Genomic DNA, 26917 nt, shown 5'->3' with positions numbered 1-26917 from the left:
GCGGCCGCACCCATGTGCGGGCTCAGGAAGGAGTGGCCGAAGCCTTGGTCCGCAGGGCGCGCTCACAGTGCGGCCAGTCGTGGAAGTCCTGGTCGCGGGACCAAAGGCGTTTGGCGGCCTGGATGTTCCATTCGGGATCCAGCGCCTTGCCGGGAGTTCCGCCCAGTTCACGCAGCCGGGTGTCGGATATCTGGAACAGGCCCCAGTTTCTGGTGCCGTTGGTGTTCGGCAGGATGTGCAGAGGGTCCAGGAAGGACTGGCAGTCGGCGATGGCGACGGCGTCGTCCGGTGTTGCGTCGAAGACCTCGCGGATACGCTCGCGGACCTTCTTCGGCGACCAGGTGTCCATGCGGACCTTCGACTCGTAGAGCGCCTTCTTGGTGGCCGCCGTGACGACGCCGTTCGGCGGGAGGCCGACGATGACCTGGAAGGCCGTGACCCGGCGCAGGGTCTGAGGACCGAAGTCGCCGTCCACCGCGATGACGGCGCCATGACGCTTGAGCAACGTCTGTGCCTCCCGTACGCACTCGTCGTGCTGGCCCATGCTCACCACAGGCGAGCAGGCGGGGGAGAACAGGGTTCGTGAATCCGCCTTTTCGGCCGGAGCGTCGGGGGCGGAGGAGAGGAACACGGCCCAGCCGACGGTCCCGAGGACGGTGACGGCGGCCGCGGCGGTCAGAGCGATGGCCCGACGGCTCACCGGGAGCCGACCGGGCCCTGTCCTCGGCTCCCGGCTCCCGGGGGCCGGAGCGGATTCCTGGGGGCAGGGATCCCCGGATGCGGTGGCGGGTTCCCGGGCGGTGGTGGTGGCCTCCTCGGTGGGGGCGGCCGATTCCGGTCCGGCGGAGTCCGGCGAGGGTCTTCGCCCGGCCTCGTGCTCCGCGGCCGCGACATCGCCGTGCGCGATCCCCTCCCGCGGCACCCGTCTCTCGCGCTCCGTGTCGGCGACAGCCCACAGCCGGTGCAGTTCGCGCAGTTCGGCGGAGGTGGCACCGCAGGCGGTGGCGATGCGGTGCACGGCGCCGTAGTCCTGCGGGACGGACGTGCCCGCACAGTAACGATGCAGGCTGGAACGGCTGATGCCGGCCTTCTGAGCGAGAGCGTCGTAGCTGAGCCCGGATCTCTTTCTCAGCGCGCGCAGCTGAGCGGCGAACCGCTCGGCCTCTTCGTATTGGTTCACGATGAACTCCCCTGATGTTCGCGCGCGCTGGCCCGGCCCGGCTGTGTGCAGGCGCGTGTCGGCGGGTGCCGGCGGCCCGATGTTCCGTCGGCTCGGGATGTGGTCACGATCCCGGCGGTCCAATGTGCCAGAAGTCGCCGGGCGGAGAAGGGAGTTGGCCGTTCCGGGGGCCGGCGCTCGCTCCGCCCGTCTCCCACCCTCCTCCCAGTGGCTCGACGAACACGCAGCTCAGGGGCCATGTCAGGGTGTCAGCGTCCCAAGTGGACCCGTTCCGCTTGTCTGTTGCGGCGGGGCCCGTCAGCGTGACGCCGACGAGCTCGACCACGCGACATCGGGAGAACAGATGAGAAATGCCAAGACCTGGGCGCGCACCGCCGCCGCGATCCTGCTGGCGGGCGGCGGTCTGCTCGCGGCGACCCCGGCCCACGCGGCCAGCACGTGCTCGGGGTCGGCCTGCGACGGCAAGGACCCCGCTGTCTACTGCCAGGGCGACGCGCGGACCGTGGAGAGCGTGCGGCTCGGGCAGGCGCTGCTCGAACTCCGCTACAGCCCCAGCTGTCGGGCCGCCTGGGGCCGGATCTCCAACGCGGGCTATGACACGCGGGACCAGTTCACCCCGTACGCCACCGTCCACCGCAACAGCGACGGGCGCGAGTACTCCTGCTCTGTGGCCACCGATGGGACGGGCTGCTACACCCGCATGGTCAACGACGCCAATGTCACGTCGTACGCGAAGGGGATGTGGGACAGCGGCGCCCGCATCTACGAGGACCGCACCGCGTCCTACTGAGACTCCCGCTGGGGCGTCCCTCTTCCTGATACGCGCCGCCTCCTTGCGGACCTCGGCCCGAGGGGCATGCTTTCCAGCCGCTCGGGCCGCTCCGCCGGCCGGCTCAGTGCGGCGAGGCGATCGCCCGAGCCGCCGCCACCTCCTGGCGCAGCGGCTCCAGCACGCTCCCCGACGGCCCGGTGAGATCCGTGCGCACCGAGTACAGCGTCTCGGCCTCCCGTAGGCCCTCCGCCAACTCCCGGAGCTGAAGGGCCACTTGGGCCACCTCGGCTTCCGAAGGCACCGGCGCCCCGTGCTTGGTGCGTACCCTCGCGGCCGTCGTCGCGTCGACGATCCGTTCCACGGCGACGACCAGGGGCCACCAGGCCGCCGCCCGGCGTCCGGTCGGCGGGGGCTCGGTCAGGGCGCGCTGGAACTCGGTGCGGATGACCGAGAGGTCGCGGTAGAGGCCGCGGCGCATACGGGCGCGGGCCGGCGGGTCCACGGCACCGGCAGCGAAGGCGCACTCCACGTAGCGCGCGGTGTCCGCGACCGCGTCCGCCAGCCGGTCGCCGACCCTGGTGTGCCAGCTCTCCGGCCAGAGCAGATAGCCCGCGACCAGGGCGATCCCGCAGCCCATCAGCGAGTCCACCAGGCGCGGCACGAGCAGCCCGGTGCCCTGGTGGTTCAGCACGTCCGAGAGCAGCAGGATCACGGGGGTGATCGCCGCCGTCTGGTAGCCGTACCCGCGAGGCGTCAGCGCCGGGATCAGCGGGGCCAGGACCAGCATGACCGGGACGTCCCACCAGCCCCGCGGCACCTGCGACAGCACCGCCGCGGCGACCACCAGGCCCGCCACCGTGCCCAGCGCCCGCAGCAGCGCCCGTGAGAAGACCGAGCCGAAGTCCGGCTTGAGGACGAAGGTGATGGTCAGCGCCACCCAGTACGAGCGGGGCACCGGCACGATCGAGACCAGTGTCTGGGCCACGCCGATGCACAGCGCCAGGCGCAGTCCGTAGCGCCAGGAGGCCGCCGAGAGGGCCACGTTGCGTGCGGCGCGTGCGGCGCGGGTGCGCAGCGCGGCCGGACGGCCGAGGCGGTCGGCGATGGCCCGGGGGTCCACGTCGGGGGCCGCGACGACCTCGGCCGCGTGGCGCAGGGCGTGGCCGACGGCGCGGGTCGTCTCGTTCACGGCCACCGGCAGCTGAAGCCCTATGGGCCCGGTGTAGCCCGTCTCCACCGCCTGGGCGAGGTGGCGTACCGCCTGCGGGACCTCCTCCGGCAGCGGCTTTCCCGTCAGATGGGCCGCGGGGGCCGCCTCCACCACCGGGGTGATCGCGTTCAACTGGGCGAGCAGACGGGTGAGTTCGGGGCTGCGGCCGTGGTGGCGGGCGCGACGGGCGAGGATGAGGTCGTAGGACTGGTTCAGGGACTGGGTGACGGCCTGGCGGGCCTCGGCGTAGTCCGGGGTGCCGCACGCCGTCAGCAGATCGGCCACCGTCCGGTAGGTCCCCGCCACCGCCGCCCGTTCCGGCACTCCGGAGCGCAACGGCCAGGCCAGCAGGGCGAGGACGAGCACCAGCAGGCCGCCGCCCGTCATCAGCACCGGCGCCAGCCACCACTCGCCCGGCATCGGAAGGCCCGCGCCCACCACGGAGTTCAGCAACAGCAGCAGACCCGACACCGAGGCGACCGCGCCGATCGTCGAGATCATCCCGGACACGAGGGCCACGCCCGTGACCACCGCGACGGCCAGCCATCCATGGCCGTACACCAGCGAACCCAGGGTCACCCCCACCGCGCCGAACAGCTGCGGGATCGCGATGTTGAGGATCCGCATGCGGTACGCGTCGGCGGTGTCGCCGATGACGCCGGACAGGGCGCCCATGGAGGCGAGGGCGCCGTAGGCCGCTTCGCCGGCCGCCAGCCCGACGGCCAGCGGCAGGGCCATGGCGATCGCGGCGCGGGCCACGGCAGCCCAGTTGACGGGCGGCGCCTGCTGGGGCTGGAGGTTCCGGACCAGCCAGTCGGGGGGTGTGAGGCCGATGCGGGACATGCGCCTATTACACGTCATTCCCGCATGTCATGGCCGTACATGGAGGGTGATCCGCACCAGCAGGGCCCGGTGGTCGGTGTCGGCCAGATCCAGGAAGCGGGCCGTCTGCGCGGAGAAGTCCGAGGACAGCAGGACGTGGTCGATCTGCGCGCCGAGCGTCGGCGCGGTGCGGGCGGGCCAGGTCGGTGTGCGGTCGTCGCCGGCGAGGCGGGCGGCGTCGCGCAGGCCGGTGTCGAGGATGCGGCGGAAGGCGGCGTGGTCCTGGGAGGCGTTGAAGTCGCCCGCCAGCAGGGTCGTGCCGCCCGCCTGCTCCGCGGCGAAGTCCCGCAGCGCGCCCAGTTCACGCCGCCACACGTCCACCTGCCCCGGCAGTGGCGGCATCGGGTGCGCGAGCTGGAGCCGTACGGCGTGGCCGCGCACATCGGCGACGGCCCCGGGCATTCCCATCGTGCCGGGGATCGGATCGGCCGCCCTCAGCGGGAACCGGCTGAGGATGACGGACCCCGCCGAGCCGCCGCCCTCGACGGCCCGCCGGTGCGGATGGGTGCCGCCGAGGGTCCGCTTCAGCTCGGCGTCGCAGGTGTACTCGCACTCCTGCACGAACACCAGGTCCGGCCTCTCCCGCCGCACGGTGTCGATCAGCGCCCCGGTGGCCTGCCCGAACTCCACGTTCGAGGTCAGCACCCGCAAGGAGGCGACCGCGGGCCCGCCGGGCTCACCGCTCTTCCCGTACGGCTCGATGAACCAGGCCAGCAGCCCGAGCAGGACGACGCTCCACACCACGCCGGGCCACCAGCGGGCGAACAGGCCGAGGACCAGGCCGACCCCGGTGGGCGCGACCAGCCAGGGCAGGAAGGCGAGGAACTGGGGGACGGGTGTGATCCCGTCGACATCGGCGAGCCGGCACCCCATGACGACACTGACGACGGCGAAGAGCACGGCGGCGATCCAGATGCCGGCTCTTCGCCGTACGGGCCGTTTCGCGGGGCTGCTCACCGCTCCGAGCCTAGGAGGACGCGTCGACCTTTGTCAGGAACGCCCCGAGCGCCTCGTTGAACTCCGCCGGCCGCTCCAGATTCGGCATATGGGCGGCGCCCTCGATCACCACCAGCTCCGAGGAGGGCAGCGCCGCGTGCATCGCCTCCGCGTCGGCGACGGGGGTGTACTCGTCGTCCGTACCCACGACGACCAGGGCGGGGACCGTGACCCGGGTGAGCAGATCGCGGTAGTCGGGACGGGCGGCGCGGGCGCGCAGGGCCGCCGCGGCGCCCCGCGCGGAGGTGGCCGTCATCATGCGATGGACGTGGGCCTTCACCTCGGCGGAGGCGTACGGGGCGACCATCTTCTCCAGCACCTCGTCGGCGTAGCCCCGCATGCCCTCGCGCAGCACACGGTCCGCCATGGCGTGCCGGACCGCGACGCCCTCGGGGGTCTCCGCCGCCGGGAACGTGTCGGCGAGGACCAGGCCCCGGACGCGTTCGGGGAACTGCCGGTAGCAGTCCATGACGATCTGGCCGCCCATGGAGAGACCGGCCAGCACGCACGCCCGCACGTCCAGTTCGTCCAGCAGCTCCCGGATGTCCTGGGCGAACTGTTCGAAGCGCGTGACCTCGGGGACTCGTGGTGAAGTGCCGTAGCCGCGCAGGTCGGGGGTGATCACCTGGCGGCCGGCGGAGAAGGCCGCGCGCTGCGGGTTCCACATCGTGTGGTCGAAGGGGTGGCCATGGACCAGGACCAAAGGGACGGTTGCCATGTCGCCGACCCTAGATCGCCCCAACTCCTCGGTGCAATAAGATCTTTGCCCTCGGTGCAATCGTGCGCCGTGGCACGTAGGGGGACCTGTGGACGACTACCGGCGCATCGCCGACCGGCTCGCCGACGACATCGCCGCCGGACGGCTCAAACCCGGCGAACGGCTGCCGCCGCAACGGCAGTTCGCGCGGCGGCGCGGGATCGCCGGGTCGACGGCGGGGCGGGTGTACGGCGAACTCGTACGGCGGGGACTGGTGGTGGGGGAGGTCGGACGCGGCACCTTCGTACGGGCCGCCCCGGCCGGTCCCGCCGGGCGGGCGCTGACCGAGCACGCGACGCGGGCGCCCGTGAACATGGAGCTCAACTACCCTTCCGCGCCGGGCCAGTCGGAGCTCCTCGCGCCCGTCCTCGAACCGCTGCTGCGCCCCGACGTCCTCGCCGAGGCGCTCCTCCCGGCCGCCGCCACCGGCACCGCGGCGGCGCGCGAGGCGGCGGCCGCGCTCCTGGCGACCCCCGGCTGGCAACCCGACCCCGCTCAGGTGCTGTTCACCGGCAACGCCCGTCAGGCCATCGCCGCCACCCTCGCCTCCCTGGTCAGGCCGGGCGGCCGGGTGGGGGTGGAGTCGCTGACGTATCCCCTGGTCAAGGAGATCGCCGCCCGGCTGGGCATCACCCTGGTGCCGCTGGCCGGGGACGAGGACGGCCCGCTGCCGCAGGCCGTCGCCGCCGCCCATCGCACCGCCCCGCTGTCCGCGCTCTACCTCCAGCCGACGCTGCACAACCCCACCTCCCTGACGATGAGTTGGGACCGGCGCCGCGAGATCGCGCTCACCGTGGCCGACCTGAACCTGCCCGTCGTCGAGGACCGCATCTGGTCCTTCCTCCACCCGCACGCCCCCGACCCCCTCGCCGCCCACGCGCCCGGGCTCACCCACGTCGTCGACAGCCTGTCCAAGCGGGTCGCGCCGGGGCTCACCGTCGGCTTCGTCGTCGCCCCGCGCGAGCGCCGTCACGCCGTGGCCGCCGCGATCCGCTCCGGCGGGTGGAGCGCGGGACGGTTCGCGCTGGAGGCGGCCGTGCGGGTCGTCGGGGCGGGCGTCGCGCGGCGGCTGGTGGAGGCCAAGCGGGCGGACGCGGCCGAGCGGCAGCGGCTCGTGGCCCGGGAGCTCGACGGGTTCGTCGTACGGGCTCATCCGCAGGTCTATTACGCCTGGTGGGAGCTGCCCGCGCCGTGGCGCGCCGACACCTTCACGGCCGCTGCGGCCGCGCTCGGGATCGCCGTGACGCCGGGGCCCGCCTTCGCCGTCGATCCGAACCGGACGCCGGACGCGGTCAGGCTCGGGCTCGCGTCGGCCGCACCGCGGGATCTGCGACGGGCGCTGCGGACGCTTGCCGGCGTCGTCCGTAAGCGGCCGTGAGCCAGGTGGCGCAGGCCACGGTGAGGCCGAGGGCGACCAGCAGCCAGGAGACCGTGCGCAGGGTGGCGGTCAGGGCGTCGTAGATGGCGCCGGCGGCGGGGCGGTGCCGCTCGTGCAGGTCGGTCAGGGTCAGATGGCGGCCGAGCGCCACCGCCAGGCCCAGGAACGCGCCGCCCAGCGCCGTGCCCAGCGAGGTCGCCGTGACCGCGCGGCGGCGGCAGGCGGCGACCGCGATACCGACGGCGGCGAGGACCAGCGCGATGACGGGGAGCCAGAATCCGGCGACCTCGAACGGCACGTAGGGGTCGGTGAGTTGACGCCTGAGCCGGGGGAGCTCGACGTTCCTGCCGTAGGTCGCCCAGGCCGCGAGCACCCCGAACGGCACGAGCAGACAGGCCAGGGCGATCAGGGCGGCCGACAGGGCGTTGCGAAGGGGTGGGCGCACGGTTCCAGGCAAGGGGGCCGGGGGCGGGTGCGCGACCGGGGTGACTGCATTCGGGCGCATGACGGCACCCCCGGCCGAGCTCTCCGGTGGAGGGTTCACCCGAACGGGTGTTTCCTGGATCTGGGGAGAAGGAGGCCGATCCATGCGCACCACTCCGGCCCTGCGGACCCTGGCCGCGGCCCTGCTCACCGGCGGCACCCTCGCCGTCGCGACAGTGGGCACCCCGGCCGCAGCCGCCACCCCGCCGACCTATGCCGACGGTCATGGAGGCGGCGGATCCGGCGGTCCGATCTGGGGCACCATCGTCTCCGGCGTAGATCTCAATGTGAGAGCCGCGCCCACCACGCACTCGCCCGTCGTCGCCCAGCTCTCGCCGTGGAGCCAGGACCGCGTGGACTGCAAGGTCCAGGGGCAGAGAGTCAACGGCAACCCGTACTGGTACTGGCTCGAAGGCGCCCAGGGCTGGGCGAGCGCCGCCTTCGTCGACACGGGCCGTCACTCGGTGCCGAACTGCGCCGATCCCTGTCCCGAGTGGAAGGACGGCTCCTGGACCAACTGGGACGACCCGTACGAGAACGATTCATGGAGCGCGTCGGGGTCCGGATCCTGGACTGTCTCCGGCTCGTGGAGCTGGAGCGTCACCGGGTCCTCGGCGGACGCCTGGGACATTTTCCCGGGCGGTGGGTGAGAGAGGGAGACGAAGGGGCCCGGCAGCGGCTGCCGGGCCCCTTTGCCCACGTCACTCGGGGTCAGCGCAGACGGTTTCCGGCGCCGTCCTCGCGCGTGTAGTAGCGGTAGAAGAACACGCCGAAGACGGCCGCCGTGACCACCAGTCCCAGGACCGCGGACCGCAGCACGCTCTCGCCGGTCTGGCTGTACAGGAAGCCGATCGCGGCGCCCGCGAAGCCGGACTTCACCAGCGAGTGCAGTTCGCGCTTGAGCAGCGGGGCGAACGTCGCCACCGCGATGCACAGCACGATGAACGCGAGCGTGGTCACGAAGCCGAACAGGATGTTCCAGCCGGTGATCTCGCCGCCGCCGCGCCGGTTGGCCGCGGCCCAGTAGCCGTAGACCAGGCCGAGGACGACGGGGATGCCGTACCGCGCCGCCTTGTGGACCCGTGGGCTGAAGACATCGGGTGTACCGCGGGTCATTCCGCCGGACGCGGGTGCCGCATGAGCCATGAGAGGACTCCTCTCTCTCCTCGCCCCCGGTTTCCAGGGCACACCTGCGCGGGGCCCCTGGCAAGTCGGCGGAAGCGGGCATTCGGAGCCGGGCGGCGACCGCGGGCCTCCCGTGACCCGGTGCCGGATGGCGACCCCCGGTACCCCGTGCTTCGCTGAACCCCATGAAGCGCGGCGACGACGTCGGCCGGCGCGCGCTGCGCCCGGTCAGCGGGCGCCCGGTCCGGCAGGGGCGGCTCGCCCGGCTCACCCGGCCCGTCCGGTCGCTCCGGCCCGCCCGGGAGCGCGACGTCCGCAGCCGCAGTGAGCTGCTGCGGATCCGCGGCCGCAGTGTCGCCTGGGTGCCGCCGCTGCTGATGCTCGTCGGGATCACGCTGATCGACTTCAACACGGCCGGCGAGTTCCAGATGATCACCTGGGTCGTCCTGGTGCCCGGCATCGCCGCCGCCATCTGCGGGGTGTGGGGCACGGCGGCCTTCGCGGTGCTCGCGCTGCTGACCTATCTCCTCGCCGACGCCTCGTACCCGAACCGGTACCAGAGCGGACTGCCCGACTTCATCCTCGTCGGCATCGGCGGTGTCCTCGCCGTCCTGGCCTGCGTCGTCCGGGTCAGGACGGAGCGGCAGATGCTCCACATGCGGGACGTCGCCGACACCACCCGGCGCACCGTGCTGCGTCCGCTGCCCCCGGACTGGGGCGGCCTGGAGCACGCGGGGGTCTATCTCGCCTCCGACGTGGAAGCCCGGGTCGGCGGCGACTTCTACGACATCCAGCCCGGCCCGCACGGCACCCGCGTCCTCGTCGGCGACGTCCAGGGCAAGGGCCTCGCCGCGGTGGAGGCCGCGGCCGCGCTGCTCGGTACGTTCCGTGAGGCGGCGTACCACGAGGCGGACCTCACCACCGTCGCCGACCGGCTCGAAGTACGGCTGGCGCGGCACCGGCGGCACATCAGGGCGCTCGGCCGCGCGGACGGCGACCGGTTCGCCACCGCCGTGCTGCTCGGCTTCCCCGACGACGACCCGGGCGTGGTGGACGTCATCGTGTTCGGCCACGAGCCCCCGCTGGCCGTCGGCCCCGGCGGCGTACGGCATCTGCCGCCCGGCGAGGGACTGCCGATCGGCCTCGGCGAACTCGCCGCCGACGGACCGCCGCCGGTCACCCGGGTGTCCCTGGCCGCCGGCGAGACGCTGCTGCTCACGACGGACGGGGTGACCGAGGCCCGTGACTCCGACGGCCTGTTCTACCCGCTGGCCGCCGAGGTCACCGACGCGGTCGCCGCCGATCCGCGCGTCGCCGAACCGCACCGGCTGGTCGCCTTCGTCCGCGACGGCACCCTGCGGCACTGCAAAGGACGGCTGGCCGACGACACCACGGTGTTCGCGGTACGGCGACCGGCGGGCAGTCCGTCAGGAAAGGGACGTTCGCCGTCCTGAGGTCCACCTTTGCAGCCGCAGCGGTTACGGTGCTGCCGTACGTGATCGACGGGGGATGGGGAGGGACCGATGCCCGGAACCGTGCTGCTGCTGGCCGCCGCACCGGCGGGCAGGGGGTGTTTGGTCGACGCGGCCTCCGTGCTCCCCGTCCTCGCGGCCGTACCGCCCGCGGTCCTGTCCGGCACGGACACGGCCAACGTGGTCGAGCTGGCGGACCCGTTGGAGCCGCAGGCGGTCCTCACCCGGCTGCGAGCCGCCGCGGCGGCCCCCGGTCCGCTCACCGTGTTCCTCACCGGCCAGCTCCAGTTGGACCGCCGCCAGCACCTGCCCCACCTCGCGCTGGCCCGCACCACGCCCGCGAACGTCCGCTACACCGGCTTCCCCTGGCACTGGTTCCGGGACGAGCTGCGGCTGCGCCCGGCCGGCGCGACGAGCTTCGTCCTGGATCTGCACGCCGACCCGGAGACCTGGGAGTGGCTGCGGACCAACCCCCTGGACACGGGCCGCAACAACGCCGTCCACGGCCGGATCGCGCCGCCGCCGTCCCGGCGTACGGTGTCGACTCCCGCGTACATGAAGGCCGTGGCGACGATCCTGCGCAGTGGACACCGGCCCCCGCTGGAGCAGTTGCACCAGCAGGCGCTGAGCCGGATCCCGCAGGAGAGCGTGGGGTACGTCCTGACCGCGCAGGGGCCCGCCGCGGGCGACCCGCACGTGCTGATCTCGGCCGCCGTCGCGGCCCGGCGGCACGGGGACGCCGACTCGCTGGCCGCGCACCACGAGCTGAACGCCGTACGCGCGCACGGGCCGGCCTCCGAGGAGGCGCTGCACTGGAGCGAGGTGCGGGCGGACCTGGCGATGTTCGCCGGGGACCCGGCGCGCAGCTGCCGGGCCTGGCTGTCCGTGGCCACCACGCGGCTGGCCGCCGGACAGGCCCCGGACGCGCCCGCCGTGGAGGCCGCCGCCGACCGGGCCCACCATCAGTGGGGGCGGATCGACGACCCGGCGCGGGCCCGGGAACTCGGGCCCGCGCTGGCCGACTTGCGGGCGCGGGTGCCGGGGCGCCGCGAGGGCGCCCTGGACCATGTGCAGAGGCAGCTGGGCCGCCTCCAGACGATCAGCTCGTGAAGATGAAGTACTTCCACGCGCCGTGCGTCGTCGAGTTCACGGTGTCGCCCGACGAGGAGTTGATGTACGAGGAGCGGACGCGCATCCGGTAGCCCGTCTCGTGCTCACCGGTGAGCTCCACCTTGGAGATGCCGGCGGAGCCCAGCGCGAAGTACTGCGAGCCGAGGTCGTACCACGTGCCGTCGTAGTAGAACTCGAACTCCAGGCGCTGCTTGCGGCCCGGGTACGCCGTCATCGTGGTCGTGAACACCGGGTTCGTGGACTTCTTGAAGTAGTGGTAGGTGTGACCCCACGTGTACTTCGTCTTGTAGTGCCTGCTGACGGCCGTCGACACCTTCACCTGGGCGCCGACCGTGCTCGACGCCGTCTTCGGCGCGTACCGGGCGTCGCCCAGGAACTTCGCCGTGACCTTGGTGTCCCGCTTGAGGTCGAGGGTGACGGACAGGTTGCCGCTGGAGTTGACCGTGCCGGACTTCACCAGCTTGTTGGCCTTGTCCCCGCCGAACGGGTCGGCCCAGATCTCCACCTTGCGGTTCTTGTACGTCGTACCGAGGTGCGCGGTGAACTTGACGTCCTTGCCGTACGCGTAGACCTTGCCGTTGTTGTTCAGCGTCAGGGTCGTCTTGGCGCGGGAGACGTCGACGGTGTCGGAGCCGGTGCCGGCCGCGTGGTCGGCGTCACCGGCGTACTTCAGCGTGTACTTGACCTTGCCGCCGACGGTCGGGGTGTCGGTGAAGGAGTACGTGCCGTCGGACTTCACCGTCACCGCGGGGAGCGCCTTGCCGGAGGTGTTCTCCAGGTCGGTGCGGGTCGCGGTCAGCTTGACGCCGGCGGGCAGCGCGACCTTGGAGGTCACCTTGCCCTTGACGGTGAGCTTCTTGGCGCGGGGGGCGGTGGTGGGGGCGGTGACCGTGATGGTGGTCGCGGCCTTGGTGGGGGCGTCGAGGCGGCGCAGCGAGTAGACGCCGTCGCTGTTGTACGTCACCGCGAACAGCCGGGAGCCGTCGGGCGCCCAGGCCAGGCCGGAGTTGGCGAGCTCGTCCGAGGCGCTGGTGTTGCCGGTGTTCGGGAAGTCGTACTCGCGGACCGAGGTGGTGCCGCCCGGCTTGTAGACGTAGACGTCCGGGTTGTACCAGCCGTCGACGCCGGCCGCGACCGAGCCGTCCGGGGCGATGGCCACGGCGTTCGGGTAGGTGTTGCTGGGGTAGGTGCCGGACTGGCTCAGGTCGGACGTCTTGAACACCGGGTGCTCGTACGGCGATCCGCTGGCCGTGACGACGTGCTCGCCGTCCGGGGTGACCGCGAGGTCGCTCAGGTACGAGCCGGCGCTGACGGCGGCGGTCCGGGTCGGGGTGCCGGTCGAGACGTCGTAGGCGGCCACGAGGGCGGAGCTGCTGCCGGGCTCGCCCGCCAGCAGGGTGGTGGCGCCCGGGGCCGCGTCGAGGAACGGGGCCTCGTAGAAGTCGGCCAGGCCGGTGGTGACCACGGGCTCGGTGCCCGAGAGGTCGACCGAGCCGAGGTTGCCGTCGCCGTTGGAGCCGTAGGAGAACCACAGGCGGCCGCCGGCCAGGGCAAGGCTCTGCGGCTGGTCGGTCACCGCGTAACGGGCGGTCTCGGTCTGGGTGGCGGTGTCGATCGCGGCGATCGCGTCGGCGCCGCGCACCGCGGCGTAGAGGGTGGCGGAGTCCGCGGACAGTTCGAGTCCGGTGACGCCGGGCAGTGAGGTCAGCTGCTTGACGACGGTCCCGGCGTAGTCGGTCACGACGATCTTGCCGTTGGACGGGTCGCTGACGAAGACCCGCTGGTGGACGCCGTCCACCACGATGTCCCCGGTGGCCTTGACCGGCAGGGACCTGGTGGCGTCCGCGGACGCCGGCGTGGCGGTCAGGACCGCCGAGCTGAAGAGGACCGCCAGTGTGGTGGCGGCCGTGAGGGAGCGCATACGCACTTCTGGTTCGAACCCCCCGGAACGAAAGTGGAAGCCCACGCGCACAGCCATGTGTGGAACCTGTGGGGCGCGTGTGACGAGTGAGCGAAGAGTAAGTCATGGCACTGACAACGTCGGCACAGGGGTCCCGTACGAACCCTCCCGTACGCACAACTCCGCTGTCATGATGGTGAGTTGTCGCGGAGGGGGATGGAGTGGCCGACCAAGGCATACGCATACGGCTGGACGGGACCGCGAGCGAGAGCGACATCGGCGCGCTGCGCAAGTGGCTGGAGCGGGAGCAGCGGCTCGACGAGCGGGTGCGCGCCGGCGAGCTCCAGATCCTGGAACGGCCGCGCACCGACGAGTCCGGCGCCCCGATGGGCATCGGCATGGACATCGTCGTGGCGATGGCGGGCGGCGCCGGGGCCGCGCTCTTCAAGGAGCTGCTGGAGTACGTCAAACGGTCCGTGGAGGAGTGGCGGGACGTCCGCCGCGGCGTGGAGGACGGGGATCCGCCCACGGGCCGCATCGACATCGTGGACCTCCACGACGACAGGTAGGCCGATGGCCCGCTTCGATCCGCGTGGACGGGGCAACCGCGCGCTGCTGGTGGGTGTCTCCGAGTACGAGTTCACGGAGCCGCCGCACGGGGTGCCCGGCGACCTGCCGGCCGTCAAGCACGACGTGAACCGGCTGCGGGACGCGCTGGTGCGGGGCCGGGTGTTCGACGAGCACGCCATCACCGTCTCCCGCTCGCCGTCCCAGGACGAGTTCAACCGGGCCCTGCACACCGCCGCGGGCGAGGCCGAGGGCCTGCTCCTGCTGTACTTCGCCGGACACGGGGCCATCCCGAGCGCGGGCGACGAGCTGTTCCTCCAGATGCACAACGCGCGCGTGGTCCCCGGGCGGCACGCGGTGTTCCCGGGCGCGGAGATGTTCACCACCGTGCTGACGGTGCTCGCGGGCAGCCCGGCCGAGCGGGTCGTGGTGATCCTCGACTGCTGCTTCGCGGGCAACGCGGCCTGGCTGTGGGAGCGGTTCGAGAGCAAGCGCCGGGTGCTGCTGCTGATGAGCGTGCAGGCCAACCACCGGGTCGACGCGGGCGATCCGGGCACCCCGACGCCGTTCACCGGCGAGCTCGTCCAGCTCCTGGACGAGGGCGGCGAGCTGGGGTTCCGGGAGCTGTCGGACGCGTTACGGGCCCGGATGGCCGCCGGCGGGTACGAGACCGTGCGCGGCGACCCGTGGGAGCCGCAGAGCCGGTCCGAGCCGGACGAGGACGTCCTGCTGTCGGCGCCCGGCGCGAAGCCGCCGCGGCCACCCGCGCCGCCCCCGCCCCCCGTTCCGCCCCGGCCCGCCCTGACCGCCCTCCTCGCGCTTCTCGGCACCTGGGCCGACACCGTCACCGCCCGGCTGCGCCGCTCCCGACTCCCCGGCCTGCTGCGCGCGGTGGGCCCCACCCGACTCACCGCCCTGCTCGCCGTCGCCGCCGTCGGTCTCGGCTCCTACGGCATCGTCGCCCTGACCTCCGACAGCGACCCCTGCGCCCCGCCCCTGGAACTGCGCGTCCTGACCGACCCCGACCTCGCGCCGACGGTCACCGCGGCCGCCGACGCGTATCTGACCTCCGACGCCAACACCACCGGCGACGGCTGCCGGCGCAGCGGGATCACCGTCTACAGCGCCGGGTCCGCCGACACCATCGCCGCGCTCGGCCAGGACTCGGTGGCCTGGCAGGAGCCGCGCGACGAGGAGTCCAACCCGCAGCGCGACGTCGGCCCGCAGCCGGACGTGTGGATCCCGGCCTCCCCCGCCGACGCCGCCCGGGTCACCGCACTCCAGGACACCGACGCCGTGGCCGAACTGGAGCCGGACGAGGAGCCCTTCGCGCACTCGCCGGTCGTCCTCGCGGTACCGGAGCGGATCGCCGCGAAGTCCCTGGGGGACCGGGCCGGCCTCCCCCTGACCCGGATGATCGACCATCTGAAGGTGCGGGACGCGAACGCGGCGGTACGCCGTCCCGACCCGGAGTTCGCCGACGCGGCACTCCTCGCCACCGTCGGCCTCTACGACACCGCGATCACGGACGCGGCCGGTGCCGAGCAGAAGGTCGCCCAGCCGGGACCGCCCTCCCCGACCGCCGCCGACCTGCTGTGCACGCTGCCGGCCGACGACGCCGTGGACAACCGCACGGCCGCCCTCGTACCGGAGTTCCTGCTGCGCAGCGGCGTCGCCTGCGAGCGCACGACCCGCACCCCGCGCACCGCCCAGTACCCGAACGACGTGCCCGGTGTGCAGCCCGTCTACGTCCGGGTGCGCTGGGAGGGCGCCGACCGCGACGAGTCCGCGCGCGACCGGGCCGCCGGGGACTTCCGGGCATGGCTGACCGGGGAAGCGGGGCGGGCGGTGTTCGCGGGGCACGGCTTCCGCTCCACGGGCGGCGAACTGCGAGGGCCGCTCGCCGACGGGGTGATGCCCGATCCGGAACCGCTCGACGAGTCCGCGGGCCGCGACGAGATGACGGCCGCCCTCGACCGGTACCGCGCCGCGCACGGCCCCGGCCGGGTCCTCTACCTCCTCGACAGCTCCGGTTCGATGGCCGGCCTGTGGAAGGGGCCGAGCGGCGGGCCCGGTCTGCTGAAGCAGTCCCTGGGCGGGCTCGGCGAGCAGGACGAGTACGCCGTGTGGGGCGTCTCGGGAACCTCCGGCGACCGCCCGTACGAGACCGTGCTCCCCTTCGGCCCGCACACCCGCAAGGAGGCCGAGCGCGCCGTCGACACCCGCGCCCGGGTCCGCGACGCCCAGGCCGACCCGCACGCCGCGCTGCTCGCCGCGCTCGACGAGATGGCCGACCGCGGCACCGCCGACGACCGCCCCCAGCTCGTCGTCCACATCACCGACGGCGAGGACGACACCGCACTGACCGCCGGCGCCCTCGACGACGTCCTGACCCGCGCCCGCTCGGCGCGGATCCCGGTCGCCACGGTCTCCCTGGACTCCGCCGGCTGCGACCGCACCGAGCCGGCGGCCCGCATCGCCACCGCGAGCGGCGGCCGCTGCCTGGACGCCGGCGACGACCTGGGCGCGGCGCTGACGGACGAGGTGGCCCGCACGGGAACGGGAGAGGACTGATGGGGCGAGGATGCCGACTGCTGATCGCTTCCCTGTTGCTGGCCGTCACCGCCTGCACCGGTGACTCCGGCACCCCCGCCGCGCCCTCTCCCGACGTGGCCGGGGACATCGTGGTCGCCGGGGGGCGGGATGTGACCGGGCAGAACGGGATTCGCCAGCAGCTGATCGACGACTGGAACGCGCGGGAGAAGAAGGCGAACTCCGGGTACCGTGCCCGGCTCGTCGAGCTGCCCGGCAGCGCCGACGAGCAGCGCAGTCAGCTGCTCGGCGCCCTCCAGTCCGGCAGCGCGGTCTACGACGTCGTCAACCTCGATGTGACGTGGGTGCCGGAGTTCGCCGCGGCCGGGCTCATCCGCCCGCTGCACCGGAACGTGCTCGACAGCGACCACATCACGTCCGTCGCGGCGACCGCCCGGTGGGGCGACGAGGTGTACGCGGTGCCGTTCAACAGCGACGTCGGGCTCCTCTACTACCGCCGCGATCTGCTGGAGGCGGCCGGCGTCCAGCAGACCGACCTGAGCGCCGGCCTCGACTGGGGGCAGCTGGAGGACCTGATCGAGGAGATCGACGAGCACCCGGCCGTGGGCGCCTACGAGAAGGGCTGGACCACCCAGCTCGCCCCCTACGAGGGCCGTACGGTCAACGCGGTCGAGGCGTTCGCGTCGGCGACGGAGGACTTCCACTTCACCGGCGCCGACGGCCACTACGACGCCGACCTCGACCGGTTGACCGCCGGGGTCGCCGAACTGCGCCGCCGTACCGAGTCCCCGTACACCCTCCAGGACGCCGTCCACTCCGACGAGGCCGCCACGCTGAGCGACTTCGCCGACGGCCGCACCGCCTTCCTGCGGCACTGGCCGTACGCCTACCGCACCCTCCACCAGTCCTTCTCCGAGAAGCAGTTGGGCGTCGCCCCGCTGCCCGGCAGGGCGGTGCTCGGCGGCCAGAACCTCGCGGTGACCGAGGGCTCGCAACGGGCCGGGAAGGCGACCGCGCTGATCAAGTACCTCACCGGCCCGGAGAGCGAACGCTGTCTGCTGGACGCGGGGTTCGCGGCGACCCGTACCTCGGCCTACACCGAGGACGTCCGCTGCCCCCTGGACCCGACGGCACCCTCGGCCTCCCCCACCGGTGAGCGGGCCGACCGCATGCCCCGCGACGACGAGGGCCGCCCCCACTACGCCCGCGACATCCTGCTCCCCGCCCTCCAGGACGCGGTCCAGCGTCCTCGTACCCCTCTGTACGGAGCCTTCACCCAGACCTTCACGGCACAGCTGGGCCCGCTGCTCGGCGACAGCCCGCCGGGGGACGCGGAGTTGGCGGCCGCGCTGGACGCCGCCCTGAAGAAGGCCCTACCGGACTAGGTGGCTGAGGGCTCCCGACACCAGGGTGCGCACGCCCGGTCCCACCACCGACAGGTCCGGCGCGAAGTGCGGGCTGTGGTTGCTGGGCAGCGCGTCCAGGCGGGCCAGCAGGTCGTCGCCGCCCGGCGCCGCGTCCCAGATCTCGGCCGGGGTGGTCGTCACGAACCAGTAGGCGTACGGCTGTCCGTCCGCCGCCAGCCGGGAGAAGTCCTCGCTGCCCATCGCCGGGCCGGGATCGATCACCGTGGCCTCGCCGAACACCTCGCGGTGCACGTCGGCGACCCGGCGGTCGGTCTCCGCGTCGTTCACGGTCAGGGGGTAGGACCCGCCCAGCGTCACCTCCGGCTCGCGCGGGCACCCCGCGGCCAGGCACTCGCCCTCGGCGATCCGGCGGATCGCGGCGACCATCCGGTCGCGTACCGCCTCCGACTGGGTGCGCAGGTTGAGGGAGATCCGGGCGGTGGACGGGATGACATTGGCCGCCGTGCCCGCCTCGATCCGTCCGACCGTCAGCACCGCGGACTCGCGGGGCGCCACCTCCCGGCTCACCACGGTCTGGAGCCGGGTGACGAGGTACGCCGCCGTCACCACCGGGTCCACGGTCGTCTCCGGCCGCGACCCGTGCCCGCCCCGGCCGTGCACCACGATGTCGACGTCGGTGGTGGCCGACATGATCAGTCCGGGAACATGCGGATACAGGCCCACCGGCCCCGGCACCGCGTGCTGCCCGAGCAGCACGTCGGGGCGCGGCACGCGCGCGTACAGCCCGTCCGCGACCATCGCCGCCGCCCCGCCGCCGCTCTCCTCGGCGGGCTGCCCGACCACCACCAACGTCCCGGACCAGGCGTCCCGCCCCGCCGCCAGCGCGTCGGCGGCGCCGGTCAGCCAGGTCATGTGCAGGTCGTGCCCGCAGGCGTGCATCACACCGGGGGTCCCGGAGGCGTACGGCAGTCCGGTCAGCTCCTGGACCGGCAGGGCGTCCATGTCGGCGCGCAGCAGGACCACGGGCCCGTCCCCGCCCCGCAGCACCCCGGCGACTCCGGTGCCGCCGATGCCCTCGATGGTGTCGTACCCCGCCTTCCTCAGCCGCTCGGCGAACCGCGCGGCCGTGCGGTGCTCCCGGCCGGAGAGCTCGGGGTGGCGGTGCAGGTCCCGGTAGAGGTCCTCCAGGTCGGGGACCGGCAGGTCGGCGGTGAGGTCCAGCGCGGTACGGGCGGCGGCGGAGGTCATGGACGGCAGCGTATGCCGCGCAATCGCCGTGGAACCTTTTGCGGGGCGGGGCCGTTTCCCGGGGGGAGATCGATCAGACGAGTACCGAGGTGACGGCAATGGCACTGTTCGACCGGCTCAAGGACCAGGCGAAGAGCCTGCAGCAGCAGGCGCAGGGCGGGCGGAGCGCGACCGGCGGGCATGGTGCGCAGGGCGGTTCGCGCTCGGGTTCGCACGGTGGCTCCCGGGCCCAGCTCGTCGGCCTGCTGAAGAACCAGCTCGGCTCGATCAAGACCGAGCTGAAGAGCGGCGCGTACCGGGACGCGAGCATGGCGATGTGCGCGCTGGTCGCGGCCGCCGACGGTCATGTGGACGCGACCGAGATGCAGCAGATGGAGCAGCTGATCCTCAGCAACGAGGTGTTGCAGAACTTCCCGCCGGAGCAGCTGCGCACGCGTTTCCACAAGCATGTGGACCAGCTCACCCGTAACTTCCCGCAGGGCAAGGCGGAGGCGATGCAGGACATCGCCAAGGCCGCCAAGAAGCCGACCGAGGCCCGGGCGGTGATCCAGACCGGCATCGTCATCGCCGGCGCCGACGGGCACTTCTCCCAGGCGGAGCAGATGGTCCTCCAGGAGGCCTGCGCGACGCTGGGGCTGAACCCGGCGGAGTTCCAGCTCTGACAGCTCTCACGGCTCCCATGGAGAAGCGGCCGCCGACGCAAAAAAGGGGGGAGTGAGCGTCGACGGCCGCGCTTCGGGGCCCCGCGTCAGGAGAACGCGGGCGGCCTCCAGCTGGAGGTGTGCTGAGCGGCGGGCGCGTCCCTAGCCCCGGCCGACCTGCTTCACCTGGGTCACCTGGTCGGTTTGCCGGCCGTCCGCCCGTGCCGGGCCCGCGTTGGCCGCCAGGACCAGGGTCGCCACCGCGACCACGGCGGCGATGACGCTTCTCGCGAAACGCTCGGTGGTGCTGGTGCGTTCGAACACGACGACCTCGCAGTGACGACAGATGCAACAGCAACAACAGCAGCAACGTATTAAGCGGGGTTAATACGCCGTTTAACCTAGAGCCCGGCGTTGCCCAACGGCAAGAGGCGCAGGGGGAGTTGGCTCATGGTGGAACGTGACGATCCGGAGACCATCGGGCGAAGAGTCCAGCAACTGCGCGTCGAACGCGGCCTCACCCAGCGGCAGGTCGCCGAGCCCGCCTACACCGCCGCCTACATCTCCACCCTGGAGGCGGGCCGCGTCAGACCCTCCGACCAGGCCCTGCGGCACCTCGCCGAACGGCTCGGCGTCGAGCTCGACGAGCTCGCCACCGGCCGGCCCGCCCATCTCGTCACCGATCTGCGGCTGCGGATCGTCGAGGCCCAGCGCACCCTCGCCACCGGCGAGGCCGAGGAGGCCGGCCGGCAGTACGCCGCGCTGCTGGCGGAGGCGGACGACCTGCGGCTCGTCGAGGTGCGGGCCGCCGCCCTGCTCGGACTCGGGGAGTGCGCCGTGGAGACCGGTGAACTCGTCGAGGGACGGGAGTACTTCGAGCGGGCCGAGCGGACCCTGGCCGGCGCCCCCCTGCCCGCCCGCGTCCCCGCCCTGCGCGGCCGTGCCCTGGCCCACTACCTCGCCGGTGAACTCCGCTACGCCGTCTACCTCCTGGAGTCCACCCTCGACGAGCTCAACCGCGGCGGACTGCACGACCCCGACGCGCTGCTCCTCCTGTACGCCAGCATCATCGGCCCCTACATGGACATGGGCGCCCACGCCCGGGCCGCCCAGGCCGCCGAGTTCGCCCTCGCCCTCGCCCCGCAGGCCGGCGACCCCGCCCTGGTGGCCCGGATGCACCGGTCCGTGGCCCGCACCCTCATCGCCGAGGGACGGGTCGCCGAGGCCGACGCCTCCCTCGCGAAGGCGGCCGAGCTGTACCGGCAGCTCCAGCTGCGCACCGAACTGGCCAACTGCCACTGGATGCGCGGCTACGTGTACGCGCAGAACAACGAACTGGAGCGCGCCGAGGACGAGTTGAGGCAGGCCCTCACCATGCTCTCCGCCTCCCGCGCCGCCCTCTACAGCAGCCAGGCCGCCGTCGAGCTCGCCGACGTACTGCACCGGCGCGGCAAGTCCGACGAGGCCGCCGCCCTGCTCCAGGACGTGCTCGGGGACCTGTCCTCGGAGCGCGGCGCCGTCCACTCCGCCGCCGCGCACCGGCTGCTCGGCATCATCGCCGAGGACGCCCGGGACCCGGAGGCCGCCGAGGAGCACTACGTACGGGCGCTGAGCCTGCTGGAACGGGCGGGGGCCGCCGGCGACCTGGCCGACCTGTGCCGGCTGCTCGGGGACCTGTTGCGGCGGGAGGGCCGGGTGGAGGCGGCCCTGGACGCCTACCGGACGGGCCTCGGCCACCGTACGGCCCCCGGCACCACCACGCTGGGGCCCGCACCCGCACAGCCTCCTCTGTGACCGTCCCGATCCTGCGCACAGGACTCACCGGTTAGCCTGCGCGGGGACGAGAGGGCGGATGTGGAGAACCAGCGGAGTGCGGCCGACGGGCTGCGGCTCGTCGTGCGCGCGCTCGTGTACGCCGTGCTCGGCGGGTCCGCGCTGCTCGCCATCGCGACCGTCGCCTCCGTGCTCGGGCCCCCCTGGCCCTCGACCTCTACACCCCGCCCGTCGCCGCCTGGTGGACCGTCTTCACGGCGATCACCGTCCAGGGGGTGCCGTTCCTGCTGCTGGGCACCGTCGTATCGGCGGCGATCGGCGCGTTCGTGCCGCAGCGGGTCTTCACCCGGCTGCTGCCCCGCAACCAGGCCCTCGCCGTGCCGGTCGCCGGCGCCGCCGGAGTCGTCCTGCCGGGCTGCGAGTGCGCCTCCGTGCCGGTGGCCGGGAGCCTGATGCGGCGCGGGGTCGCGCCCGCCGCCGCCCTCGCCTTCCTGCTCTCCGCGCCCGCGATCAACCCCGTCGTGCTGGTGGCCACGTCGATCGCCTTCCCCGCCCAGCCCGAGATGGTGCTGGGCCGGCTCGTCGCCTCGCTGGCGACGGCCGTGGTGATGGGGTGGCTGTGGGCACGGTTCGGGAAGGAGGAGTGGCTGCGGCTGCCCCAGCGGCACGCTCCCGAGTCCCGGGGGCTCAAGGCCTTCGGCGCCGGGCTCCAGCACGACTTCCTGCACGCGGGCGGGTTCCTCGTGCTCGGCGCGGCGGCCGCCGCCACCTTCAACATCGTCGTGCCCCGCTCCGTGCTGGACGTCTTCACCGGTTCCGTCTGGCTGTCGGTGCTGCTGCTGGCCGTCCTCGCGGTCGTGCTGTGCGTGTGCAGCGAGGCCGACGCGTTCGTCGCCGCCTCGCTGAGCGGGTTCTCGCCCACCGCGCGGCTCGCGTTCATGGTGGTGGGGCCGATGGTCGACCTGAAGCTGATCGCCTTGCAGGCGGGCACGTTCGGGCGGGCCTTCGCGGTCCGGTTCTCCGCCGTGACGTGGGTGGTGGCCGTGGTGAGCAGTGTGCTCGTGGGGTGGTGGTTGCTGTGAGGCGGTACGGGCCCGCCCTGCTGCTGGTGCTCGTCGGGGCGGCGATCCTGCGGATCTCGGCCTTCAGCCAGCTGTATCTGCGGTATGTGCAGGCGGGGCTGAGGCCGTATCTGGTGGTCTCGGGCGCGGCGCTCGTGCTGCTGGGCATCGCCATGGCGGTCGTACGACACTCCGCGGACGACGACCACGACGACGACGGCGAGCACCACGACCACGCCCACCACGGCCCCCGGGTCGCCTGGCTCCTCACCCTCCCCGCCCTCGCCCTGCTGCTCTTCCCGCCCCCCGCCCTCGGCTCCTACAGCGCCGAGCGTGAGGCGGCCCAGCGGGCGGCACAGGGCGTCGGGACCTTCCCGGCACTGCCCGCCGGGGACCCGGTGGAACTCGGCGTGGGGGAGTTCGCCTCGCGGGCGATCTACGACAGCGGGCGGTCCCTGACGGGCCGTACCGTGCGGATGACCGGATTCGTGACCCACGGCGACGACGGGACCTGGTACGTCACCCGGCTCCTCGTCTCCTGCTGCGCCGCCGACGCCACCACCAGCAAGGTCGAACTCCGCGGCGCCGACCCGCTGCCCGCCGACACCTGGGTCACCGTCACCGGCACCTGGCACCCCGAGGGCAAACTCGGCACGGACGCCGCGTGGCCGCCGGTGCTGGACACGGCGTCGGTGAAGCGGACGAGGCAGCCGGCGGATCCGTACGAGGAGAGGTGAGGGGCGGCCACCGCTCAGAGGGGTCGCCGGGGGAAGCCCGGGCGGGCGCGTGAGCGGCTCTGGCGCGAGGTCACCGCATCGTCGGAAATCCGCCTGCACCGCCGCAGCGGAGTACCCGCCGGCCGGAATCCGCCTTGCACCGCCGCAGCGGGGTACCCGTCGGGTGGACCAGATCTCCCGCGCACGGTGGAGGAATCGTCGTGACGGACACACCACTCGTCGGACCGGCGCGCGGGGAGCGGATCCTGTCCCGGTTGCAGACGCTCCTGCTGGAGGCCGACCGGCTGGAGGAGTTCCTGCACAGACTCGTCGGCCTCGCCGCGGACTCGCTCCCCGAACCGGTCCGGTGCTCGATCACGCTCGGCGCCGAGGGCCGTACCCGGCCGTACACGGCGGCAGCCAGCGACGCGCTGGTGGACCGTCTCGACCAGCGGCAGTACGAGGTGGGCGACGGGCCCTGTCTGGCGACGCTGCGGACGGGCGGCCCGCACCACGTCGACGACATCGACCGGGAGGACCGCTTCGGTGCCTTCCCCGACCTCGCCCGCGAGAGCGGGCTGCGCAGTGTGCTCGCGCTGCCGCTGGTGCCGCCCCGCCGGCAGCTCGCCGGAGTCATGAACCTCTACTCCACCGAGCCGCGCAGCTTCACCCGCCCGGTACGCGAGGAGGCCGCCCTCTTCGCGGAGCACGCCTCCGGCGCGCTGGGCGTCGCCCTGAAGATCGCCCGGCATCGGCAGTTCGGCCTCGACCTCCAGCACGCCATCGCCTCGCGCGCCGACATCGACCAGGCCCTCGGCATCCTCATGGCCCAGCAGCGCTGCTCCGCCGAGCGGGCCTTCGAGATCCTCAGCCGGGCCTCGCAGAACCGCAACGTGAAGCTGCGCGACCTGGCCCGCGACATCGTCGTGAACGTCACCGGCCGGCCGCCCGCTCCTCCCCGTGCGCCGAGGCCGCGCGGCGCGTTTCGCCCCGCGGGCGACGGGTAGTCGGGGTGCGCCCCTTTCGAAGGAGGCGGTGGCCGTGCGGCCCAGGGACGACCGTTACGGCGGCCCCGGTGACGAACCCGGTCTGCCGGGTGCCTCAGGCGGTGACCCCGGGCGGTCCGGGCGCGACGCGCAGCGCGAGCGGGACCGGGTGCGCGTCACCGACGTGATCGCCGAGGGGGTCCGGGGTGCGGAACCCCGGGAGATGCCGCACCGGCTGTGCGTGGTGGCGGTCGAGCTGCTGCCGGTGACCGGCGCGAGCGTGTCGCTGCGCGCGGACGGCATGCCCGTCCAGCTGAGCGCGAGCAGTGAACAGGCGGCCCATGTCGGGGAGATCCAGGCCACCCTGGGCGACGGGCCCTGTCTCCATGCCGCCCGGCTCGGCGCCCCCGTGCTCGCCGCGGACCTCACCGACGGCCGGGACGCGGGCCGCTGGCCGGTGTTCGCCCAGCAGGCGACGGCCGCCGGGGTGCGGGCGGTGTACTCCGTGCCGCTGGGCAACGACACCGTGTGCGTGGGCACCCTCGACCTCTACCGCGACACCCCCGGAGAGCTCAGCGACCGCGAACTGCGCACCGCGCAACTGGTGGCCGGCGTGATGACCGTCGCCCTCATGGCGCTGCCCCACGGCGAGGACGACGGACCCGGAGGCGACGAACCCTGGTTGAGCGGTCTGGCCACCGACCACGACGAGGTCTACCAGGCCATCGGCATGATCATGGCGCAGCTCGGCATCGGCGCGGACGAGGCCCTGGCCCGGCTGCGCGCCCACGCCTTCGCGGGCGACCACACCGTCCTCGAGGTGGCGCGCGACGTGGCCGCGCACCGCATGAGGTTCGACGTCGACTGAGCGCACCCGCGGGTGCTAGACCTCCGCGCGGGCCTGTCTCCGTACGTCCGTCAGACGCTTGGCGCCCAGTTCCGCGACCCCCTGGGTGATCTCGGCGTACACGTCGCCGAGGCCGCCGTTGGTGAGGACGATGGTGTCGTCGCCGACGCGGACGGCGGCGAGGTCAAGGGTGAGCGTGGTCTCCTCGCCGTCCGTGCTCGCGCCGCTCAGGGTGAGCCGCAGGGCCTGGCGGGCATCCCCGATCTCCGGCAGCGGCGCCTCGGTGACCTCGGCGTTCTGGACGGTGCCGGTGACGGTGGCGGCCGTGAACCGCCCGCACTTCTTGGGCAGGGTCTTCAGCCAGGCCAGCGTCCGGTCCACGTCCGCGGGCCGGTCGGCGACGACCTGGTGGTGCAGCTGGGCGTCGTTCCAGGTGTCGTCCAGGCCCGTCCTCGCCCGCACCTGGGCGTCCGCGCCGAAGAACTCCTCGGTGTAGAGGGTGTCCAGCAGCCGCTGGCAGTCGGGTGCGTTCGCGGTGGCCTTCAGGAGCCCGTCCCGCCAGGTCGCGGCGCCCTCGGTCATGGTCCAGGGCTCACCGAGGTCGGCGTCGGTGATCAGGGCGGCCTGGGCCTGGGCCGGGGTGAGGGCGGGCGCAGTGGCGGGGGACGGGGGCGCGGTGGTGGGGGCGGCCGAGGCCGTGGTGGGGGAGGCGGGGGCCTTCTTGGCGGGGAGCGCCTTGTCCGTGGCGATGGCGGAGCAGGCGGTCGTGGCGAGGAGGGCGGCCAGCGGGAGGGCGAGGAGAGGGCGGCTCATGTGTCCACGGGAGCACCGCGGGTGGGGGGCCACCAGCGCGGCGGTCCGTTCGGGGGACCGGCGCCTCGGTCCAGGTCGCGCTCACACGCCCTCGACGGTCGCCAGCCACAACTTCACGTACCGCTCCACATCCACGTCCAACCCCACATCCACCAGGGCCAGTTCCCGCTCACCCTCGTGGATCTCGGCCTCCCCGGGCCGCGGCCGACGGTCCACGATCGTCTGCCCCCGAGTCGCTCCCGGCGCAAGGCTCACCTCGACCGGCAGCGACTCGGTGGTCAGCCCGCCCGGATCCACCACCGCACACACCGCCCCCGCGTCTCCCAGCCCGCCCGTGGGCGTGGGATCCCCGGACGTCGCCGGATCGCGGTGGGCCAGCAGTTCCCCCGCCATCCGCAGCCGCGGCTCCGAACTCGACCGCAACCGCTGCACATCCGCCGCCGGCACCAGCACCCGCTTGAACACATCGAGCCCGTACATGGTGATCGGCACCCCCGCGGTCAGCAGCACCGCCGCCGCCTCCGGGTCGTGCCACACGTTGAACTCGGCGACCGGCGTCGCGTTCCCCGTGGTCACCGCGCCGCCCATGAACACGATCCGCTCGATGTTCCGCACCACCTCGGGATGCGTCCGCAGCAGCAGCGCGATGTTCGTCAGCGGTGCCGTGGGAATCAGCGTCACCGGCCGCGGCGACGCGAGGATCTCCCGCCGCAGCAGCGTCACCGCGTCCACGTCCACCGCCCGCCGGGTCGGCGCGGGCAGCCCGAGGTCGCCCATCCCGTCCTGCCCGTGCACATGCTTCGCCGACCGGGCCGGCTCGACCAACGGCCGCTCGGCGCCCCGCGCGACGGGAATGTCACCGGCCCCTGACTGCTCCAGGACGGTCAGGGTGTTGCGTACGACACCGTCGACGTCGGTGTTCCCGGCCACGCAGGTGATCGCCCGTACGTCGAGGCCCGGATGACGTACGGCGAACAGCAGGGCCAGGGCGTCGTCGACACCGGTGTCGCAGTCGATGATCACGGGAATGGGCTGGGCGGTCACAAGGGACTCCTTCCG

24 protein-coding genes and 1 pseudogene are annotated in these 26917 nt (G+C 73.3%); 14 read left to right on the top strand and 11 right to left on the bottom strand.

What is annotated here, in order from left to right; translation table 11 throughout:
* Positions 1-22 precede the first annotated feature (22 nt).
* Complete coding sequence (locus ACFY0U_RS11020; RefSeq protein ID WP_388633443.1) at positions 23-1180, bottom strand: helix-turn-helix domain-containing protein; 1158 nt, start codon at positions 1178-1180, stop codon at positions 23-25.
* 343 nt (positions 1181-1523) lie between these two features.
* On the opposite strand from ACFY0U_RS11020, the gene ACFY0U_RS11015 reads away from it, so the two are divergent.
* Entirely contained in the window at positions 1524-1970 is a 447-nt protein-coding gene (locus ACFY0U_RS11015) for a DUF2690 domain-containing protein (RefSeq protein WP_388633440.1), read from the top strand.
* Positions 1971-2073: 103 nt separating this feature from the next.
* On the opposite strand, the gene ACFY0U_RS11010 is transcribed toward ACFY0U_RS11015, so the two are convergent.
* Genes ACFY0U_RS11010 through ACFY0U_RS11000 form a run of 3 tightly spaced genes read right to left on the bottom strand, consistent with a single transcriptional unit; the run spans position 2074 to position 5758 of the window.
* Complete coding sequence (locus tag ACFY0U_RS11010) at positions 2074-4005, bottom strand: FUSC family protein (protein WP_388633437.1); 1932 nt, start codon at positions 4003-4005, stop codon at positions 2074-2076.
* Positions 4006-4032: 27 nt separating this feature from the next.
* The gene (locus ACFY0U_RS11005) at positions 4033-5001 is read right to left on the bottom strand and encodes an endonuclease/exonuclease/phosphatase family protein (protein ID WP_388633434.1); all 969 of its coding nucleotides are present in this window, start codon (positions 4999-5001) and stop codon (positions 4033-4035) included.
* 10 nt (positions 5002-5011) lie between these two features.
* Positions 5012-5758 (bottom strand): alpha/beta fold hydrolase, encoded by a 747-nt coding sequence (locus tag ACFY0U_RS11000; RefSeq protein WP_388633431.1) that lies wholly within the window; start codon positions 5756-5758, stop codon positions 5012-5014.
* 88 nt (positions 5759-5846) lie between these two features.
* Here ACFY0U_RS11000 and ACFY0U_RS10995 point away from each other — a divergent pair, with 88 nt between their 5' ends.
* Positions 5847-7175 carry a PLP-dependent aminotransferase family protein gene (locus tag ACFY0U_RS10995; RefSeq protein WP_388633428.1) on the top strand — a complete coding sequence of 443 codons (1329 nt, stop codon included), beginning with the start codon at positions 5847-5849 and terminating at the stop codon, positions 7173-7175.
* Here the strand turns inward: ACFY0U_RS10995 and ACFY0U_RS10990 are convergent.
* Positions 7090-7620 (bottom strand): hypothetical protein, encoded by a 531-nt coding sequence (locus ACFY0U_RS10990; RefSeq protein ID WP_388633425.1) that lies wholly within the window; start codon positions 7618-7620, stop codon positions 7090-7092. The two genes, ACFY0U_RS10995 and ACFY0U_RS10990, sit on opposite strands and share 86 nt — an antisense overlap.
* A gap of 142 nt (positions 7621-7762) precedes the next feature.
* Here ACFY0U_RS10990 and ACFY0U_RS10985 point away from each other — a divergent pair, with 142 nt between their 5' ends.
* Positions 7763-8308 (top strand): SH3 domain-containing protein, encoded by a 546-nt coding sequence (locus ACFY0U_RS10985; protein WP_388633422.1) that lies wholly within the window; start codon positions 7763-7765, stop codon positions 8306-8308.
* 61 nt (positions 8309-8369) lie between these two features.
* Here the strand turns inward: ACFY0U_RS10985 and ACFY0U_RS10980 are convergent, their stop codons facing one another.
* Positions 8370-8804, bottom strand: coding sequence for a hypothetical protein (locus ACFY0U_RS10980; protein ID WP_388633419.1), 435 nt, complete (start codon positions 8802-8804; stop codon positions 8370-8372).
* 164 nt (positions 8805-8968) lie between these two features.
* Here ACFY0U_RS10980 and ACFY0U_RS10975 point away from each other — a divergent pair, with 164 nt between their 5' ends.
* The gene (locus ACFY0U_RS10975) at positions 8969-10237 is read left to right on the top strand and encodes a PP2C family protein-serine/threonine phosphatase (protein WP_388633416.1); all 1269 of its coding nucleotides are present in this window, start codon (positions 8969-8971) and stop codon (positions 10235-10237) included.
* A gap of 69 nt (positions 10238-10306) precedes the next feature.
* A complete protein-coding gene (locus tag ACFY0U_RS10970) occupies positions 10307-11365 on the top strand; it encodes a hypothetical protein (protein WP_388633413.1) in 1059 nt (352 codons plus the stop codon).
* Here ACFY0U_RS10970 and ACFY0U_RS10965 read toward each other — a convergent pair.
* A complete protein-coding gene (locus ACFY0U_RS10965; RefSeq protein ID WP_388633410.1) occupies positions 11355-13307 on the bottom strand; it encodes a YncE family protein in 1953 nt (650 codons plus the stop codon). The genes ACFY0U_RS10970 and ACFY0U_RS10965 overlap by 11 nt on opposite strands.
* A 200-nt stretch (positions 13308-13507) precedes the next feature.
* On the opposite strand from ACFY0U_RS10965, the gene ACFY0U_RS10960 reads away from it, so the two are divergent.
* From ACFY0U_RS10960 to ACFY0U_RS10950, 3 genes are read left to right on the top strand one after another with little or no spacing between them, the layout of a single operon-like run.
* Positions 13508-13855 (top strand): hypothetical protein, encoded by a 348-nt coding sequence (locus ACFY0U_RS10960; RefSeq protein ID WP_388633407.1) that lies wholly within the window; start codon positions 13508-13510, stop codon positions 13853-13855.
* 4 nt (positions 13856-13859) lie between these two features.
* Positions 13860-16427, top strand: a complete 2568-nt coding sequence (locus tag ACFY0U_RS10955) for a caspase family protein (protein WP_388633405.1) — start codon at positions 13860-13862, stop codon at positions 16425-16427.
* A complete protein-coding gene (locus tag ACFY0U_RS10950) occupies positions 16427-17791 on the top strand; it encodes an extracellular solute-binding protein (protein WP_388633402.1) in 1365 nt (454 codons plus the stop codon). Before ACFY0U_RS10955 ends, ACFY0U_RS10950 begins: the two co-directional genes overlap by 1 nt.
* On the opposite strand, the gene ACFY0U_RS10945 is transcribed toward ACFY0U_RS10950, so the two are convergent.
* A complete protein-coding gene (locus ACFY0U_RS10945; protein ID WP_388633400.1) occupies positions 17780-19021 on the bottom strand; it encodes an amidohydrolase in 1242 nt (413 codons plus the stop codon). The genes ACFY0U_RS10950 and ACFY0U_RS10945 overlap by 12 nt on opposite strands.
* Positions 19022-19119: 98 nt before the next feature.
* Here ACFY0U_RS10945 and ACFY0U_RS10940 point away from each other — a divergent pair, with 98 nt between their 5' ends.
* The gene (locus ACFY0U_RS10940; protein WP_388633397.1) at positions 19120-19683 is read left to right on the top strand and encodes a tellurite resistance TerB family protein; all 564 of its coding nucleotides are present in this window, start codon (positions 19120-19122) and stop codon (positions 19681-19683) included.
* 141 nt (positions 19684-19824) lie between these two features.
* Here ACFY0U_RS10940 and ACFY0U_RS10935 read toward each other — a convergent pair whose 3' ends face one another.
* Complete coding sequence (locus ACFY0U_RS10935) at positions 19825-19986, bottom strand: hypothetical protein (protein ID WP_388633395.1); 162 nt, start codon at positions 19984-19986, stop codon at positions 19825-19827.
* A gap of 126 nt (positions 19987-20112) precedes the next feature.
* Between ACFY0U_RS10935 and ACFY0U_RS10930 the strand changes: the two genes are divergently transcribed.
* The 5 genes and pseudogenes from ACFY0U_RS10930 (at position 20113) to ACFY0U_RS10910 (ending at position 25066) form a co-directional block, all read left to right on the top strand.
* A complete protein-coding gene (locus tag ACFY0U_RS10930) occupies positions 20113-21456 on the top strand; it encodes a tetratricopeptide repeat protein (RefSeq protein WP_388633392.1) in 1344 nt (447 codons plus the stop codon).
* Between the two features lie 36 nt (positions 21457-21492).
* Positions 21493-22517, top strand: a pseudogene (locus ACFY0U_RS10925) (permease).
* Positions 22514-23233 (top strand): TIGR03943 family putative permease subunit, encoded by a 720-nt coding sequence (locus ACFY0U_RS10920; protein ID WP_388633389.1) that lies wholly within the window; start codon positions 22514-22516, stop codon positions 23231-23233. The pseudogene ACFY0U_RS10925 and the gene ACFY0U_RS10920 overlap by 4 nt, the downstream one beginning before the upstream one ends.
* A gap of 200 nt (positions 23234-23433) precedes the next feature.
* Positions 23434-24219, top strand: a complete 786-nt coding sequence (locus tag ACFY0U_RS10915; protein WP_388633386.1) for an ANTAR domain-containing protein — start codon at positions 23434-23436, stop codon at positions 24217-24219.
* 28 nt (positions 24220-24247) lie between these two features.
* Entirely contained in the window at positions 24248-25066 is an 819-nt protein-coding gene (locus tag ACFY0U_RS10910; protein ID WP_388633383.1) for a GAF and ANTAR domain-containing protein, read from the top strand.
* 15 nt (positions 25067-25081) lie between these two features.
* On the opposite strand, the gene ACFY0U_RS10905 is transcribed toward ACFY0U_RS10910, so the two are convergent.
* Both ACFY0U_RS10905 and ACFY0U_RS10900 read right to left on the bottom strand, forming a co-directional pair.
* Positions 25082-25858: a hypothetical protein gene (locus tag ACFY0U_RS10905; RefSeq protein ID WP_388633380.1), complete on the bottom strand. Its 777-nt coding sequence runs from the start codon at positions 25856-25858 to the stop codon at positions 25082-25084.
* An 81-nt stretch (positions 25859-25939) separates the two neighbouring features.
* The gene (locus tag ACFY0U_RS10900) at positions 25940-26902 is read right to left on the bottom strand and encodes a nucleoside hydrolase (protein WP_388633378.1); all 963 of its coding nucleotides are present in this window, start codon (positions 26900-26902) and stop codon (positions 25940-25942) included.
* Between the last annotated feature and the right edge of the window lie 15 nt (positions 26903-26917).

This window comes from Streptomyces sp. NPDC001536 (genome assembly GCF_042894505.1).
GTDB lineage: Bacteria > Actinomycetota > Actinomycetes > Streptomycetales > Streptomycetaceae > Streptomyces.
The sequence above is the reverse complement of the archived record's forward strand: the minus strand, read 5'-3'. Positions and strand labels throughout refer to the sequence as shown.

Bases quoted from the DNA above. Each gene is read 5' to 3' on its own strand.
- ACFY0U_RS11015 (WP_388633440.1), top strand. From the start codon at position 1,524: ATGAGAAATGCCAAGACCTGGGCGCGCACCGCCGCCGCGATCCTGCTG.
- ACFY0U_RS11010 (WP_388633437.1), bottom strand. From the start codon at position 4,005: ATGTCCCGCATCGGCCTCACACCCCCCGACTGGCTGGTCCGGAACCTC.
- ACFY0U_RS11000 (WP_388633431.1), bottom strand. From the start codon at position 5,758: ATGGCAACCGTCCCTTTGGTCCTGGTCCATGGCCACCCCTTCGACCAC.
- ACFY0U_RS10985 (WP_388633422.1), top strand. From the start codon at position 7,763: ATGCGCACCACTCCGGCCCTGCGGACCCTGGCCGCGGCCCTGCTCACC.
- ACFY0U_RS10980 (WP_388633419.1), bottom strand. From the start codon at position 8,804: ATGGCTCATGCGGCACCCGCGTCCGGCGGAATGACCCGCGGTACACCC.
- ACFY0U_RS10975 (WP_388633416.1), top strand. From the start codon at position 8,969: ATGAAGCGCGGCGACGACGTCGGCCGGCGCGCGCTGCGCCCGGTCAGC.
- ACFY0U_RS10970 (WP_388633413.1), top strand. From the start codon at position 10,307: ATGCCCGGAACCGTGCTGCTGCTGGCCGCCGCACCGGCGGGCAGGGGG.
- ACFY0U_RS10965 (WP_388633410.1), bottom strand. From the start codon at position 13,307: ATGCGCTCCCTCACGGCCGCCACCACACTGGCGGTCCTCTTCAGCTCG.
- ACFY0U_RS10955 (WP_388633405.1), top strand. From the start codon at position 13,860: ATGGCCCGCTTCGATCCGCGTGGACGGGGCAACCGCGCGCTGCTGGTG.
- ACFY0U_RS10950 (WP_388633402.1), top strand. From the start codon at position 16,427: ATGGGGCGAGGATGCCGACTGCTGATCGCTTCCCTGTTGCTGGCCGTC.
- ACFY0U_RS10945 (WP_388633400.1), bottom strand. From the start codon at position 19,021: ATGACCTCCGCCGCCGCCCGTACCGCGCTGGACCTCACCGCCGACCTG.
- ACFY0U_RS10940 (WP_388633397.1), top strand. From the start codon at position 19,120: ATGGCACTGTTCGACCGGCTCAAGGACCAGGCGAAGAGCCTGCAGCAG.
- ACFY0U_RS10930 (WP_388633392.1), top strand. From the start codon at position 20,113: ATGGTGGAACGTGACGATCCGGAGACCATCGGGCGAAGAGTCCAGCAA.
- ACFY0U_RS10905 (WP_388633380.1), bottom strand. From the start codon at position 25,858: ATGAGCCGCCCTCTCCTCGCCCTCCCGCTGGCCGCCCTCCTCGCCACG.